11 protein-coding genes are annotated in these 15,177 nt (G+C 48.3%); 2 read left to right on the top strand and 9 right to left on the bottom strand.

The genetic code is table 11. The features are described 5' to 3' along the window. The first annotated feature begins 161 nt into the window (after positions 1-161). Both RB298_RS02870 and RB298_RS02865 read left to right on the top strand, forming a co-directional pair. On the top strand, positions 162-821 hold the full coding sequence (locus RB298_RS02870; RefSeq protein WP_375119822.1) for a TetR/AcrR family transcriptional regulator: 660 nt from the start codon (positions 162-164) through the stop codon (positions 819-821). Between the two features lie 54 nt (positions 822-875). Then, a complete protein-coding gene (locus tag RB298_RS02865; protein WP_375119823.1) occupies positions 876-2,012 on the top strand; it encodes an alpha/beta hydrolase in 1,137 nt (378 codons plus the stop codon). A gap of 462 nt (positions 2,013-2,474) precedes the next feature. Here the strand turns inward: RB298_RS02865 and RB298_RS02860 are convergent, their stop codons facing one another. The 9 genes from RB298_RS02860 to RB298_RS02820 all read right to left on the bottom strand — a co-directional run bounded on the left by RB298_RS02860 (position 2,475) and on the right by RB298_RS02820 (position 15,176). Then, on the bottom strand, positions 2,475-5,420 hold the full coding sequence (locus RB298_RS02860) for a family 43 glycosylhydrolase (protein ID WP_486045667.1): 2,946 nt from the start codon (positions 5,418-5,420) through the stop codon (positions 2,475-2,477). Between the two features lie 34 nt (positions 5,421-5,454). Then, positions 5,455-5,610 (bottom strand): hypothetical protein, encoded by a 156-nt coding sequence (locus RB298_RS02855; RefSeq protein ID WP_255250484.1) that lies wholly within the window; start codon positions 5,608-5,610, stop codon positions 5,455-5,457. Between the two features lie 228 nt (positions 5,611-5,838). Beyond that, on the bottom strand, positions 5,839-7,668 hold the full coding sequence (locus tag RB298_RS02850; protein WP_486045665.1) for a sensor histidine kinase: 1,830 nt from the start codon (positions 7,666-7,668) through the stop codon (positions 5,839-5,841). Positions 7,669-7,688: 20 nt separating this feature from the next. Further along, positions 7,689-9,131 (bottom strand): response regulator, encoded by a 1,443-nt coding sequence (locus RB298_RS02845; protein WP_486045663.1) that lies wholly within the window; start codon positions 9,129-9,131, stop codon positions 7,689-7,691. Between the two features lie 106 nt (positions 9,132-9,237). Continuing rightward, a complete protein-coding gene (locus tag RB298_RS02840; protein ID WP_486045661.1) occupies positions 9,238-10,839 on the bottom strand; it encodes an extracellular solute-binding protein in 1,602 nt (533 codons plus the stop codon). An 86-nt stretch (positions 10,840-10,925) separates the two neighbouring features. Next, entirely contained in the window at positions 10,926-11,822 is an 897-nt protein-coding gene (locus RB298_RS02835; RefSeq protein ID WP_096773736.1) for a carbohydrate ABC transporter permease, read from the bottom strand. Further along, positions 11,816-12,766: an ABC transporter permease gene (locus RB298_RS02830; protein WP_486045659.1), complete on the bottom strand. Its 951-nt coding sequence runs from the start codon at positions 12,764-12,766 to the stop codon at positions 11,816-11,818. The genes RB298_RS02835 and RB298_RS02830 overlap by 7 nt, the downstream gene beginning before the upstream one ends. Positions 12,767-13,036: 270 nt before the next feature. Further along, positions 13,037-14,278 (bottom strand): Gfo/Idh/MocA family protein, encoded by a 1,242-nt coding sequence (locus RB298_RS02825; protein WP_486045657.1) that lies wholly within the window; start codon positions 14,276-14,278, stop codon positions 13,037-13,039. A gap of 76 nt (positions 14,279-14,354) precedes the next feature. After that, positions 14,355-15,176 (bottom strand): sugar phosphate isomerase/epimerase family protein, encoded by an 822-nt coding sequence (locus tag RB298_RS02820; protein ID WP_486045655.1) that lies wholly within the window; start codon positions 15,174-15,176, stop codon positions 14,355-14,357. Position 15,177 lies beyond the last annotated feature (1 nt).

Genomic DNA, 15,177 nt, shown 5'->3' with positions numbered 1-15,177 from the left:
TTTCGTTCCTTTCTCACTCTTCCCTCTGTAACCATTCGTCCCGTTCTTTTCACTTCATATAAATCTTTTATGATGATATTAATATTTCAACACTGCTTGACATGTGAATGTATTATTAGTATAGTGTGAATCAATTCACACCCCACATAAAGGAGTAATCTATGCCGAAAAGCACTTTCTTTCGTTTAGATGAAGCAAGGCGCGAGGAAATATCTAATAGCGCTATGCATCTTTTTGTTGATCATCTTTACGAGGATATAACTATGAAGATGGTTTTGGATAGTTTGTCCATGCACCCCGGAACATTTTATCGGTATTTTGAAGACAAAGATGACCTATATTGTCTCTTAATACGTAATGTGACCCAGAAAAGAGCTGCGTATTTTAATAACAGTAATGAAGATTCCCTCCTCCAGTTTTTCCTTACTGGCTTATTTGGTAGCGTTAATGGCATTGTGACCGAGCCGCTGAATGAGTTGGAAATCAAACTCATTGAAACACTTTTAAACATTCCTGAGAACATTTTGCTAAAAATATATCTGAATGTGCTAAAGGGTGAGTCATTCCCCTTAATCAAGGACATTTTACGCCGAATGAGGGTTGATGGATATCTCCGACCTGATATTGACGACGACCTTATTTCTTTTATGTTTGAGTCGATGCAGTTTAATTTAGTCATGTTTTTTAGGGAATTCGATATTAAGGACTCTACGCTGCAACATAAGATTAGCAAGTACTTTGCTGACTTTATGAGTCATGGGCTGCTCGAAGATCATAAATATGCTGAAATGGTTAGCGATCTCAAGAAAGCCAAGGAGTAGAAGTAATATGTATTTCACATTCGCCACTTTTATTAATTAAGGGGGAACAAGAAAATGAAAACTTATGACGCATTTCCTGAACCAATCGGCGGCTATACTGTCGGTCGAACCCAGATGGATTTTGAGTACGCGGCATCAGATCACTCAAAAAGAGAACTGACGGCGTTTGTGTACTATCCGTCCGACAGTAGCGAAGGTAAGACTACATCAACGTACATGTTTCCTGAAGTTTACGAAATGCTTGATGAGCAGCCACTTCTCGCTGCGTTGAAGGATGCTTACTCTATAGATATCAAGACCCAGTGTTACGACGATCTTGCTCTCTCCGGGAAGGAAAAGCGCTATCCGGTGTTATTCTATGTTTGCGGCGGGGGCGGTTCTCCAGAATGGGGTACCGTGATCTGTGCTGACTTGGCAAGCATGGGATATGTTGTGGTAAGCATCGGGCATCAGAATAGCACGATGTATAAGCGTAAAGATGGGCGCCTGTTTAATGTATCAAAGGATTTTTCGGATGTCATTATGGCGTTTTCTGAAGATCCGGAGATGGTAGCGTTGGCTGGTAAGATGGAGATGCGGCCTGACGATGAAACAGCCATTGAGATGTGCCGTAACGTGCTTAAACTGCCGATACTTGCCAAGTTAACAAAGTATAGCGAATTACAGGCAGAAGATGTAAGGTATGTAGCCGATTATCTTTACAAAGTGGACTCTGGAGAGCTGAATTCCATCTTTAAGGGCAGATTGTTGCTTGACATCGGCATGGGCATAGTCGGACATTCTTATGGAGGGCCTACGACGGCGATGGTTTGCCGTGACGACGACCGCTTCGCCTGCGGGATTGGCTTGGATAGCGGCGCGTTCGGCCTTCAGGGCAGCGACCTTAAGAAACCCTTCTTGCTACTGTTTTGTGAACCAAACTACAACATGAATGCGATTATTGGCGCTAACAATAGCATGGAAACCTATTATTTCTCTGTTGATCGTGTTGCGCATTTAGATTACTGCGACATCGTGTTTACCAGTGTTAATGAGGAACTCAGAGGCGAACGGGATGCTATGGAGATGCGAAATCTTGTTACAGACTACACGAAGAACTTTTTTGATCATTATATACTGCAGAAGGCTGCAAGCGTGGAAAGTCTGGCATACGATGGCGTGGACTTGATCAAGAAGACCAGCAGCAAGTGACATAACCGAGAGGTTGCTGATAAACGCACGTCAAAGAGCTAGTCATACAGACACAGAGCCGATAACCCTATTACGCGGTTATCGGCTCTCTCGTATTTCAGGCATTGTTTTTATTTGAGATGGTAAGCGGTGTTTTCTGCGTTGAAAAACACACTTGAAGATGTTAGTAATAGGCTGAACTCTAACAGACATTGAGATTACAAGCCAAAGCTTCTCCTTTGCATTATATTTATTTGTGTGTATCCATGACAACTAAAACATTTACCTTTCTTCCTGAAGAGGCATGCGGTATCCAACCCAGTACGTTCCGGGCGGCAGATTGGCAAGTGTATCACCTTCTACATTTAATCAGGCAACCCTATGATCTGAAGACCATTCCACGGAATCATTCACCCCGGTGATGCGTCCATCATTGGCGCCAGCCGCTGTTTCATCGACTTTCCCAAGACCCTCTGGCGCAGCCTATGGTCCTCCTATGACCATAGCTTTGAAATCATCAAAATCGATGGAGGCATTGGCGTATCCGTCAATCCCAAACAGTTGTCCGATCAGCTTGTCACCGCCTGTATGGCGGAAATTGTAATCCGTAGCTACCGGAACATCGTCGAGGTAGACGGTGTAGGTTTTGTTATTCCAGTTGGCCACCATTTTGATTTTGTACCATGTATTGTTGGATACGTTTTGGACTGCTTTCTTGGATCCGCCGTTCTGTACAATAAACTTACCGGTATCAAAAGCAGTGACCATCGAATAATTGCCGGTACCGCTGTCGTTTCTCATCATGGCGCCATTCGCGTATGGGAAGCTGCTGTTTAATCTGGCGCGGTATTCGATGACGATGCGCTGATCCGCCCCAGCCTTTACCTCGCCTGTATATGGCAGGAACAGGTTTGCCTTGCCCGAGGTAGCGGTCGTGGTCAGTCGAAGAAATTTATTCCCGTCCTCTTCCTTTACCGTTGCGGTAGCTCCATTGGTCAGATCTTCGGTGGTGATACCGTAAGGGTATTTGCCTACCGTATCGCCGGAGAAATCCCGGTAAGCGTTATAGACAACGCCATCCTGTACGAGGTTAAGTGAAGCTAACAGAGCCTCTTCCGCTTGAGCGAGATTATCCAGCTGCCCGTCAAACTGCTCTTTGCTCAGATCGGGGTTGGAGGCCATCTCCTCCGCTTTATCCACCTCGGCCACAAAAGCGTCATACTTGGATTGGCTATAGTTGCCTAACCCCGTGCCCAACGGATAAGAGAAATTCGCCAGTCTATTGCGGAGCTGGTCCACAATGTCATCAAGGCCCCATCCTGCAACCACTTCTACGGATACAGTGGAAGGAATATCTCGGCCATCCACCTTCAGAATGACTGGCACCTGAGTAGTACCAAGAGAGCTGAAGTCCATTCCCTCCGGCTTCCAGCTGACAACTTCCGCCGTCATCGACTCGCTATTGTATACAACATCCACAACGCTGGGCGGATCAGGAGTCACTCCGGAAGGAGTCTTCACTTCGGAAACCACCTGAACTGCATCAGAAGCCTCGATTACCGTCAATTGGATTGCCGTTTTGCTGCCGTTGTATTCGGCTGTAATAAGAGCTGTACCCGGTTTATCTGCGTATACCGATGGGGTGACCGATACAGTATCAATCCGGGCCACCCCAGGATCGCTGCTGGTATACTGAGCATCCGCTGTCGCATTCTTCATTTCATAGTTGTTATAGCGAGCAGTTACCTGCAATGGACGGCTTCGCTGTCCACTGGTCAGGACGCGGTCCATTCCGCTCATGTTAAGTGACTGCACCGATCTGGGCTCTGCGACTACGGTTACCGCGGCCGTTGTTGTTTTCCCATTATATGTCGCGGTAATCGTCGTACTGCCCGCCCCGACAGCTTGAATCTGATCCCCTTCATCAATATTGGCTACCTTTGTGTCGGAAGAACTGAAGGTAGCTCCTGTATCGATTGCGGTATAGGTAGCGCCCGTAACCGTATACAGGGGCAAATTGCGGGTTTCGTTCAACCCCATGGTGAATCCCGGGAATTCAAATAAAATTTCCGATGTATCCAGCTTAAATAGATCCATACTGTCGATTTCGGCCAGATTGCTCCCTTTCGAGAAGCGGATGATGTTGTCGCCTCCCTTAAGGAAGACTTTCGCCGTGGAGGCTCCCCAACGATTCGGACCAGAATAGACGATGTTCAATTTGGCACCGGAGCTGCCGTTGACCGACAATATATGGGAGGCATCCGCCGCATTGGGGGAGCCGTTGGCATTGCGCACGGACAGGTTATAGAATCCCGCCTCCTGCACATTTACTGTAAACTGGGCATAATCATTAGCGTTCTTAATGCTCGCGACTTTCATCCCGCCTGATGCCGTGCTTTCCCGCCGGACAGCCGGAGAAGTTTCTCCATTCGGATCCTTTACCAGCAACGCATGTTCCGCTTCATAGCGCTTCCGCATTGGCTCACCGGAAGGTATGGCAATCGGTATGTTCGGATCTACCGGCGCTCCCAGGTTCGGCGTATTGTCGTCATTCCAAGTGAATTTCTGTGCGTAGACTTTGCGGGTCCAGCCTGACCCCGGCCAGCGGGCAGCATGGTAAATGATCCAGTTCTCCGCACCATCAGGAGATGAGACGATACTATGGTGGCCAGGGCCGTAAACACCATTGGCGCTAGAAAAGATCGGCTTATCCCGCTTTACCCAGGAGCCGGGGTTCATTAAATCGTCGCCAATCTTGGCCGTGATCAACCCGAGGGAGTAACTGTCTGTCCAGCTTCCGTTGGCTGAATAGATCAGATTGATGGTGTCGCCCTTTATAGTGACCTCGGGCCCTTCATTGATCCTCCCTGGGGAAGTTTCCCAGTCATATTCGGGCGTTGAAATCAGGACCCGTTCTGAACTGATGGTCCGCGGATCGCTCATTCTTGCAATATATAAATTTTGAAAGCTTCCGTCGGTTTCCTCCCAGCCGGACCAAATAAAATAGCGATCCTCATTTACAGTCAGCACAGTGCCGTCAATTGCCCAACGATCGGTGGAATCGGTAATCTTCCCTTTGAACTCCCAGGTTCCCGTCATCGGATTATCACTGGTGTTTTCAAGCACGTACATACGGTGGTTTGCGTTGGTTCCGTTGTCGGCTGCGAAGTAAATATACCATTTGAATTGGCCGTCGTTATCTTTGAGATAGTGCATTTCAGGCGCCCAAACATTGGAACTGTACATGGTACCCTTAACCGGTGTCCAGGCAAGGCTTCTCTCGCCCGCCTCAATGCCGGTAATGGTCTTCGTTCTGCGGATCATGATTCCGCTGGCATTGACAAAGACATTGTAGTAGTAGCCGTCCGTATGCTTGTAAACCCAAGGGTCGGCCCCTGTTTGCATGATAACATTGTAGAAATCAGACACATCCTTCCCCTCCTGCCGGGATGCTAAATTCGCCCTATCTGGCGTTTGCTCTGCCGCCATAGCCGCTCCGTTCCATTGCGGCAGTGTCAGCAGCACTGCGAGACAAAACAGCAAATACCTGAATCTTTTCTGATCCCATAAAACCGCTTTCAACCTCATCCATCCCCCTGTCATTGATTTTTTTAGCCATGTCTTCATTCTACTTTCAGAGAAAATTTAAAAAATGTACTATCTTAAATGGTTTTGGTAACCGTTTTAGAAAAAGTGTCTTGACCTTCGGATTATACTTAACCCTCTCAACGTCTGATTATTATCGCCGGGAATTCGAAGGAAAAAAGGACACAATCCCCAATGGAAGGGATGTGTCCTGAATAAAAACAATACATTGTTGGGAGTGTGTCCGGCTATCGACATAACCTTACTCTTCCGAAGGTTTGCGGTTGTTTAACAGCTTTGGAATCCTCACGGTCACGGTCGTCCCATGGCCGAACTGGCTTTCTATGGCGATCCCGTAACCCTCTCCGAACAATAGCCGGAGCCTGTTATGGATATTGGAAAGTCCGATGCTTGTAGCAGGTTGGCCATCTGGTGCAGGTTCAGGGGATGCCATGCCCAGCTTAGCCTGAATGGAAGCCAATTGCTCCGGCTCCATTCCCTTCCCGGTATCCGTGATTTGGAAGCACAAGTCCCCATGCGCATCTATGCTCCCGGTAACTTGAAGCCGGCCCCCTAGATCCATCCGCTCCAGCCCATGATAGACCGCATTCTCCACAATGGGTTGGAGAATCATCTTGGGGGTTTGCATCTCCAGGAGTCCCTCGTCCACATCGATCTCGATGATAAATTTATTCTCGTACCGGATGGCGATAATGTTCATATAAGCCTGAATACAGTCCAGTTCATCCTCTACCCGCACAAGATTATCTTTTTTTATACTATACCGGAATATTTTGGACATGCAAGACGCGATTTGCGCGATCTCCCTGCTTCCGTATTCCAATCCGATGCTGCTGATGCAATTGAGCGTATTATAGAGAAAATGGGGGTTGATCTGGCTTTGCAGGGCAGCAAACTCCGCCTGTTTTTGACTCAGCTCAGATTCGTATAATCTGGCCTGGGTATTGATCATATCTCTTGCCATCTCTTCCCTTTCATTGATGACCCGGTTAATGTCGCAGGCCAGCATGCCTACTTCATTGGTAGACCGGACTTTAATGCGGAAGCCCATGTCCCGGCTCCCCACTCTCTTCATATCCAGCACAAGTCCCATCACCGGACGCATCAGATTGTTCATAAAGAAACTGCCCATGATAAGCATGCTTAGAATCATCCCAATCCCGACGATAATGCTGACTTTCCGTATAGGGTTCATGTCTGCAGTAAGCTCTTGCACCGGAATCATACTCACAACCCGCCACCCGTCTGCCTGCTCCAAATCCTTAATCTGGACAAGAATATCTTCCCCATCGATCGTTGTTTTGACCCCGTTAAGCAGGATGCCCTTATCCATAGACAGAACTTCCCTGAATAACGCACCTCGGGCATTGGAATTGGTGGAAGCAATCACCTCATCCCGGCTATTCACAATGTACAAGGTAGAGTTGGGCGTTAATTCCGTATTTTCTACAAGCCCCTGCATTTTGTCCATATTGACCAAAACGGTACAGTAACCCGTAATTTGGGAGAAATAGATTCCCCCGATGGCCTCCACAATCGGCGCTATATAAAAGAACTGTTCCGTTCCTGTTCTGTCGTCTTTTAGAATCGAGGTGAATATCCCCTTGTCCCGCAGCGAAGGATCTTCCTTATACTTCTGGATAAAGGTATCGTAACGATTGAGAAAAAAAATATCTCCGCTTGCTGATGCCAAACTGTAAAGCCGTCTTCCCTGAATATCATTAATTACAATTCCGTCCACGTACGAATTAAAGGATCTCATATATTCCATGAGATCCAATGCATTTGGACCGCTGTTAAACGCCCTTTGGTAATCATCATCCACTACAGAAAATTCCTGAACCCGTCTGCTATTGACCGCAATGCTGGTGCTGACCCTGATATCACTAAATGCAGAATCAATTTTGCGGCGTGTTTGTTCTATCATCTGGTTACTGTAATGGGCGGCTCTCTTTTGGGTCAAATTAGAGAAACTATAATAATAATAAAATTCCATGACAGTAAAAATGATGATGGAGAAAAAAAAGATAAGCCATATCTGATGCTTCAATTTCAGTTTACTGATCTTCATGGCCCGCCGCTCCGTTCATATCAACTTTTTCTGAATTTGGCGGGGGTCATCCCGCAATGCTTCTTGAACACTTTATTGAAATAATAATAATCGACATACCCGGCCTGAATGGCCACTTCTTCAATGGATAGATCCGTCCGCTTCAGGAGCTCACGGGCTTTCTTGATTCTCAGCTCCGACACATATTCTGAGAAGGTTTTGCCCAGATTTTTTCTGAATAATTGACAGCAATACACCTGGTTAATAAAGAATTGGGCTGATAAATCCTTCAAATACAATTTCTGCTCAAAATGATGGTTGATATAATGGATCATCCTGTTGAAGCAGGACTGGATGTCCCCTTCCTGCATAGAGCGGCTGTTTCCTATCCTGATCGAGTCGAGAACCTCATGTAAAAAGCTGCATAGCGACTCAAAGTGTTCAAATCGTTCCTTGATCTCGGAATAATTCAGGAATTCCAGTTCCATATCCTTCAATTCCTCAGAATATGCTTTGATAAGGATCCCGACGGCTTGATTCCACAGGTAGACAACCTCAGACATGCCAAGACGATGATCCCTGAAATATGCCTGCAGCTCTTTAATGTACGCTTCCACATCGTCAAATTGATTTCCCTGAAGGATGTGGTGGATTTCATCGATACATGGCTTCACCAGATGAAGCTTCGGCTCGTAGTGAACGACGCCCCCAGCTTCTTCAAGAAAAACCTGGGAAGCGGACAGGTCAGCTTCTTTTATGAGCTTGCTCATGTGCTTTAGTTGATTAGAGATGCTGCTGACGCCCATAACATGGATGCCCGTCTTATTCAGAACCCGCTTATCCGAATGTCCTTCCAGACAAGCCCTATGCTCCGTCATCAGGACAACTAGCATTTTTCGGGCTCCGGCTTCAACTTCCACAACATGAACAGGCTTTCCCTCCAAAGAAAGCAGGTTCCTCATATTTTTATGTTCTCCCTCGAAATAGATGGTCAACACCTGATAATAGTACACAGCTGCATCATCGGGAAGCGGTAGGAAGCTCTTGATCGCGTCCTCATTCGCCGAGGTCAGTGCATCCAGAAGAAGTTGGTTGCGTACTGTGCTTCTTCGGGAGAAGTGCACGGCCAGCTTCGCAATGAAGGGGTCAGCCTTATCGATATCCAAGGGTTTCAGGAAATAATCCAGCGCGCCATAGCGCAGCGCTTCCTGGGCATATTCAAATTCCGCATATCCGCTTACGATGACAAACTCAATGTCCAGCCCTTCTACTTTGGCCCTCTTCATCAGATCCAGTCCGGATATCTCGGGCATACGGATATCCGTAAATACCAAATCGGGTTCATTCGCTTTTATGGCATCCCATGCGGTGTAAGCGCTTTTAAATTGTCCGATAATTTCAAATCCATATTTATCCCAATCGAAGGCGTTGCGGATTCCTTTAATTGCCCACGGCTCATCATCTACAATCATGACCTTGTACATGGGTATCCTCCTGAACATATGGATTCCCCCGAATAATTGCAAAATTATTCGGGAACAGCAACGAAATAAGGATAAACCACAGGCTGGTTTATCCTTATGCCATGGATTACTTGCTCTGTGCTTTGATATCTCTATAATTCTTTATATTCTCATCCTGAACAGCCTGACCGCCGGCGTCCATATATTCTTTCACCAGCTTGTCGTACAAGGCGTCGAACTCTGCCGGCTTGGCAACGACCAGCCTGTCACTCATCTGTTTGTTCATGTCACCCAACGTTTTGCCGTACTTGATACTAGCTTCGTTCGAGACGCCGTAATAGAAGCCTGTATAACCATCCGTCGTATTGATCTTGTATGAATCGACAGCCAGTTTTTCATAGCTCTGATCTCCGGCTGCTAAGGCTGCTGCGTACGTTCGGACATTCTTTTCGGTATCGCCCAGCTCTGCACCGTTTACAATTAGAGTATAATCCATATTCAGATTGCTCGTTTGCATATTTTCGCCGGTTTGCGCAATCCCTTGCGGGATCCCGTTTACAAGCTTATGGTTGACGCCTTCTTCACCAAACTGAAGGAAGAACATCACCTCCGGATCAGCCATCCAGTTCAGATACTTTATGGCCAGCTCCGCATTCTTGCTGCTTTTCGGGATGAAGGAGAAAATCCCGTTTTCGTTGTACATCTCTTTCAGGTATTTCCCCTCATCGTTTTTGAAGGTATCTACAGCAACATAGTTGGCATCAGGTGCATTTTGCTTCAGTGGTTCACGAATTTTTTGTGAAAGTGGATAATCCCAGTTGGCGGCGTAGAAGCCTACCTTCCCATTGGTCACATCGGCATCCGCTTGTTTGGTTGTTTTATCCAGCGCAAAGTCGGGGCTGATCAGCTTTTCATTGTACAGTTTGTTCAGCCATTTATACGCATCCTTGGTGCCGGGCTTCAGCCAATTGGTGGTGGTAACGAATTCCTCCTCCGACATCGGACCCCAGAACGAAGGAATCAGGTTGCCAAAGGTGTAGTTCATGCCGGAAGCCGCAGTTGCCCACGGAATGACGCCATCCACATTACCCGGGTTCTTGTCACGGAAAGCAACGAGGGTATTATATAATTCATCCCGATTCGTAGGAACAGGCATTCCCAGCTTATCCAGCCAATCCTTGCGGATAAACATGCCGTTCCAAGCGATCAGAGTCCGCTTGCCTGGGATCGAGATTTGTTTGCCCTCATATTTCCCGTAGGAAAGAACGTTCTCGCCCAGATAAGACTTTAATTGCTGGCCATGCTTCTCCAACAATTCATCCAGTGTATAGAGGCCGCCGCTTTTTGCGAAACGGGTTACGGTATTCCCGTCGTAGGTGAAGGAAATATCAGGAGCCTCGTTGGCAGCCATCAAAACATTCAGCTTGTCGACTTCTTGGGAACGGGGGACAGGAACAAATTTTACAATGGCGTTATTAGGCTTCCCGAATTTTTCATTGACATATTTGGTCCACGCGTTGTTGTTCAAGTCCGGTTGTCCCTGAATACCTCTGTCAAACACTTCCACTGTCAAGGTTACTGGGGAACCGGAGCCCGTTTCCGATGCGTTGGACCCTTTTGATACCGTCTCCCCATTGTTATTGCCTGCACCACCACAGCCTGCCACTCCTACGGCTAGAAGCACTGTGCTAAATAGAATTGTTGCTTTCTTCTTTATGCCCTTATACACTTTAACCACCCTTTCGTTCTGGTAATTGATTCTCTTAAATCATCCGCGAGGCCGGGATCCTCCCTTCATCATAATCTGTTTCCCCATCACCCCTTGATAGCCCCAGTCATCACACCATCCACGAAATACTTCTGCAGTTTAGGATAAATCAGCAAAATCGGAATCGTTGTAAACATGACACTTGCCGCTTTCAATGACTCAGGGACAATATAGGAGCCGACACTTCCTTCCCCTCCTTGTTGGCTATCCAACTGCTGATTGGCCGAAATGATCTGGTATAGCTTCATCTGCATAGGGTAGAGCTCTTTTTTCGTAATGTAGAACAGCGCATCCTGGAATCCATTCCATCTGTCCACCGCATAGAAAAGGCTTAATGTGGCGATCGATGGCAACGAAAGGGGAAGCACAATCTTGATGAGAATGCCCAGATCCGAACACCCGTCAATGGCTGCCGATTCCTCCAAGCTCTCCGGAAGGTTGCTGAAGAAGGTTTTCAGGATGATCATATTAAACACGCTCATGGCACCCGGCAAAACCAGGCTCCAAACCGAATTCATCATGCCCAGGTTTTTAACCAGAATATAGGAGGGAATTAAACCGCCGCTGAAATACATGGTGAAGACCAACGCCGTCAAAATAAAGTTTCTTCCCTTCAGCCGCTTCTTCGTTAACGGATACGCTGCACATATGGTCAGGAACATGCATACCAAAGTGTAGAATATCGTAAGCACAATACTGTATCCAAGCGTATACAGCATATCCATATCGCTCAATATGGTTTTGTACGTTTCTGCTGTGAAGTCTACTGGCCACAGTCCTACCTTTTGAGAAATAATCGCTTCGTTGGAACTGAAAGAAAGCGCAATCATGTACAGGAACGGTACGATACATGTGAAGGACAATGCCACGATAAATACAATGATGGCCATATCCGCTACAGTCATTTTTTTCATCTTGCGCTTATTGCTCGCCACCCTCACCATATCCCATCCTCGCCTAATTTTTTCGCAACAAAGTTTGCAGATAACAGCAGGATCAGGCCGACCACGGATTGGAACAATCCTACCGCCGTTGCCTGGGAGAAATCACCCGAACTAATACCAACTCTATACACGAAAGTACTGATAACATCAGAGTAATCGCTAACCAGTGAATTCCCCATCACAAAGGGACGGTCAAATCCGATCGAAACCATTCTTCCTATTTGGAGAATCAACAAAATATTGATGGTTGACTTCATGCCAGGCAGTGTAATATGCCACATTTTGCGAAGCCTGCTGCAGCCATCAATATCGGAGGCCTCATACAACTCCCTATTGATTCCGGTTATGGCCGCCAAATAAATGATGGTGCCCCATCCGATATTTTGCCATACGCCAACGGCGATATAAGTAATCAACCAAGGTGTTTTCTGCGACAGAAACTCGATTCTTTCCAAACCAAAGCTCGACAGGAAATTGTTGATCATGCCGCCGTTAGAAAACATCAGATAGACCATACCGCCAATAATAACCCAGGACAAAAAATGGGGCAGATACAACACGGTCTGGGTCATTTTCTTGAATTTTGCTTGTCTTACTTCATTGAGCAAAATCGCCAGAAGAATGGGCGCTGGAAACCCCGCGATCAAGTCCAGAACATTCAGGACCAGCGTATTCTTTAATGCACGGTAGAAGCTGTCCTGCTCAAAAATAAAACGGAACACATCCAGTCCTACCCATTCGCTCCCTCCAATTCCTTCAAAAATGTTGTAATCTTGGAATGCCATCACAAGGCCATAGATGGGAGCATACTTGAAAATCAGGATATAGGCCATTGGCAGCAGCAAAAGAAAATATAACAGACCGTCTCTTTTGATGTAGTACAGAAAGTTTTTTTTCCTTTTTGCTGCGCCGTACTTTCGGGAGCTGTCTAAAACCGCTTTCATTTTTCCCATCCCTCCGACTGTAATAAAGAGCTCTCATGTTTATCATTCTACCTTCAGGATGAAATAAAAAAATGTACTTCCTTAAATCAATTTGGTAATAACTTAAAAAGGTAGTTGTATGTAAACTGAAGAGTGAGGAATTAGTCAGGTAAACAAAATAAAGAACCAGAAACCATTTGGTCCTGATTCATTTAAATAGGTATCATGCCTCCAAAAATACATTAGGTTAAACCTCGACATTGTAAAAAGAAGAGCCCTGAAGGAACGCCTCTAATTGGTCGGTCTACCGTTATTTGTGCGCATAGTGGCAGGCAGCTCGAATCGGTTGTAGCCCTCCATCCGGAACAGCCGGGTCGGCGTCGCCCAAGGAAGCGGATATTCACTGTACAGTTGCCGCTTCGCTGCCGCGTCTCTCATCTTCTCGGACAAGCTGGGCAGCAGGCGCACCGTGGAATCTCCATCCTCCCGCTCGGTCACGAATCGGCCGGGAATGGCACGAACGGCGCGAGCCGACTCATAGGCGCCGTTGGATACCAGCACGAAGCTTCGGCTTGCCTTGAGCGGCGAGAAGAGCGGTTTCCCTGGGGTTTCGATCGCTTCCATCAGGTTCAGATACATGCTGCACATCAAATCGGTCGGACCAAACGCTAAATCCTCTTCGGCGTCCTGTGCGCGAATGGTCAGCTTGTTCTGGTAATTCCAATGCGCTTCCCCTCGCGTTCCGTACACGGCAATCGAAGGCACTTCACTTACTTCGTGACAAAGCATGGCGTAAAAATGAACGCTCACACCGTTAGCCATAACGGCGCGAATACAGGAGACATCGTCCCCCTCGATGTCATTGACGTGGTAAAGCTCGGCCTGCACCGATTCCGGGTACAAGTCTGCTGCGCCTCCTCCGGCCGCCAGCAAGCCATGGTGCAGCAAATGAGCAAACGGATTGTTGAACGTCCCGTCCAGCATATACTGGCCGTCGCTGACCAGTCTGCCGGCCCAGCGGGTTCGATCGTAGTAAGAGCGAAGCCGTTTCCACATGCCAATGCCGACCACCTGCTCCACCTGCCCGAGCACACCGGAGCCGATCCTTTCCAGCAGCGTTCGGAACGCCTGGCCCGACGTATTCTGGAAGTTCACCTGGCACAAGCGCCCGGTCTCCCTCTGCACCGCGATCATCTCGTCCAAGTCCTGAATCGTTACCGCCGGGGGCTTCTCCACCAGCACGTGAAAGCCCATCCGCATCACCTGGATGCACATCGGCTTGTGGGAGGAGATCGGCGTGACGATGACGACGAAATCGATATCCGGATGCAGCGTGAGCATCTGCACGTAGTCTATATAATGGACGGCCCCAAGCGCGGTCAGCTTGCCGTAAGACTCCTGATGAGCGCCGACATTCGGCTCCGCAAAAGCAGCAACCTGCAGGCTACCCTCTTCGACCAGCTTCTGCATGACTTTCACATGTTCAGCGCCGAATCCCCCGATCCCGATCAGCGCGGTGCGACAAATCTTCACATTCCTTCCCTCCAAAGCTATGCCTTGACGAGCCGGGAACGATTCTCCCGGCCCGCCAAAGCTGCAAATTTATAATTCATACATGCTGCAAATAACGATCCTTGATGAGCGTGAGCGCCTCGTCTCCCAGCATATCCCATACCTGCCGGTTGAAGATTTCCACCTCGATCGCCCCCGCGTAACCGGCCGCTTCAACGGCATGACGCATCCGGCGCAACTCGATAACGCCGTCCCCCATCATCCCTCTGCCCATCAGCAGGTCGGGTACCGGCACGATCCAATCGGAGACGTGGAAGCCGAGTATACGCCCCCTGGCCCGCTCAATTTGCGCGTACAGCTCCGGGTCCCACCAGACGTGGAACGCATCGACGACGACGCCGACGTCTTGCGGGTCGTGCTGCTCCGCGAGCGTGTTGGCTTGCGCCAGCGTATTGATGACGGAGCGTTCAGCGGCGTACATCGGGTGCAAAGGCTCGATGCCGAGCTTGACTCCGTGCGAGCGGGCGAACGGCACTAGTTCCGCGATCGCTTCTTCGACCGTCTTGCGGGCGAAATCGATATCCCGGTCTGGCGCCGGTCCGCAAACGAGCACGAGCACATCGGTGCCGAGCTCGGCCGCCTCCTCGATAGCGCGGCGATTGTCGTCCATCCGCTCTTTGCGCGCAGGCGCGGTGGCCGCCGGAAAATAACCCCCACGGCACAGGCTGGAGACGCGCAGGCCCGCATCCCGCACAAGCCGCTTGCTCTCGGCCAGGCCGGTCTCGGCCACTTTATGCCGCCACAACGCGATCCAAGGCACTTCGGCGCGAACGCATGCTTCCACGGCCTCACGCATATTCAGCCGATCGGTCGTAATCTGGTTCAAGCTGAGCCTGTCTATGGAACGAAGCGGTTCCATA

Origin of the sequence: Priestia sp. BR_2 (assembly GCF_041954005.1) — a bacterium.
Lineage (GTDB): Bacteria > Bacillota > Bacilli > Paenibacillales > Paenibacillaceae > Paenibacillus_AQ > Paenibacillus_AQ lautus_A.
This window is presented reverse-complemented; position numbering and strand designations above follow the sequence as displayed.

Excerpts from the sequence above, each read along its gene's own strand:
- RB298_RS02865 (WP_375119823.1), top strand. The coding sequence starts at position 876 with ATGAAAACTTATGACGCATTTCCTGAACCAATCGGCGGCTATACTGTC.
- RB298_RS02850 (WP_486045665.1), bottom strand. The coding sequence starts at position 7,668 with ATGAAGATCAGTAAACTGAAATTGAAGCATCAGATATGGCTTATCTTT.
- RB298_RS02820 (WP_486045655.1), bottom strand. The coding sequence starts at position 15,176 with ATGGAACCGCTTCGTTCCATAGACAGGCTCAGCTTGAACCAGATTACG.
- RB298_RS02835 (WP_096773736.1), bottom strand. The coding sequence starts at position 11,822 with ATGGTGAGGGTGGCGAGCAATAAGCGCAAGATGAAAAAAATGACTGTA.
- RB298_RS02845 (WP_486045663.1), bottom strand. The coding sequence starts at position 9,131 with ATGTACAAGGTCATGATTGTAGATGATGAGCCGTGGGCAATTAAAGGA.
- RB298_RS02830 (WP_486045659.1), bottom strand. The coding sequence starts at position 12,766 with ATGAAAGCGGTTTTAGACAGCTCCCGAAAGTACGGCGCAGCAAAAAGG.
- RB298_RS02855 (WP_255250484.1), bottom strand. The coding sequence starts at position 5,610 with ATGGCTAAAAAAATCAATGACAGGGGGATGGATGAGGTTGAAAGCGGT.
- RB298_RS02870 (WP_375119822.1), top strand. The coding sequence starts at position 162 with ATGCCGAAAAGCACTTTCTTTCGTTTAGATGAAGCAAGGCGCGAGGAA.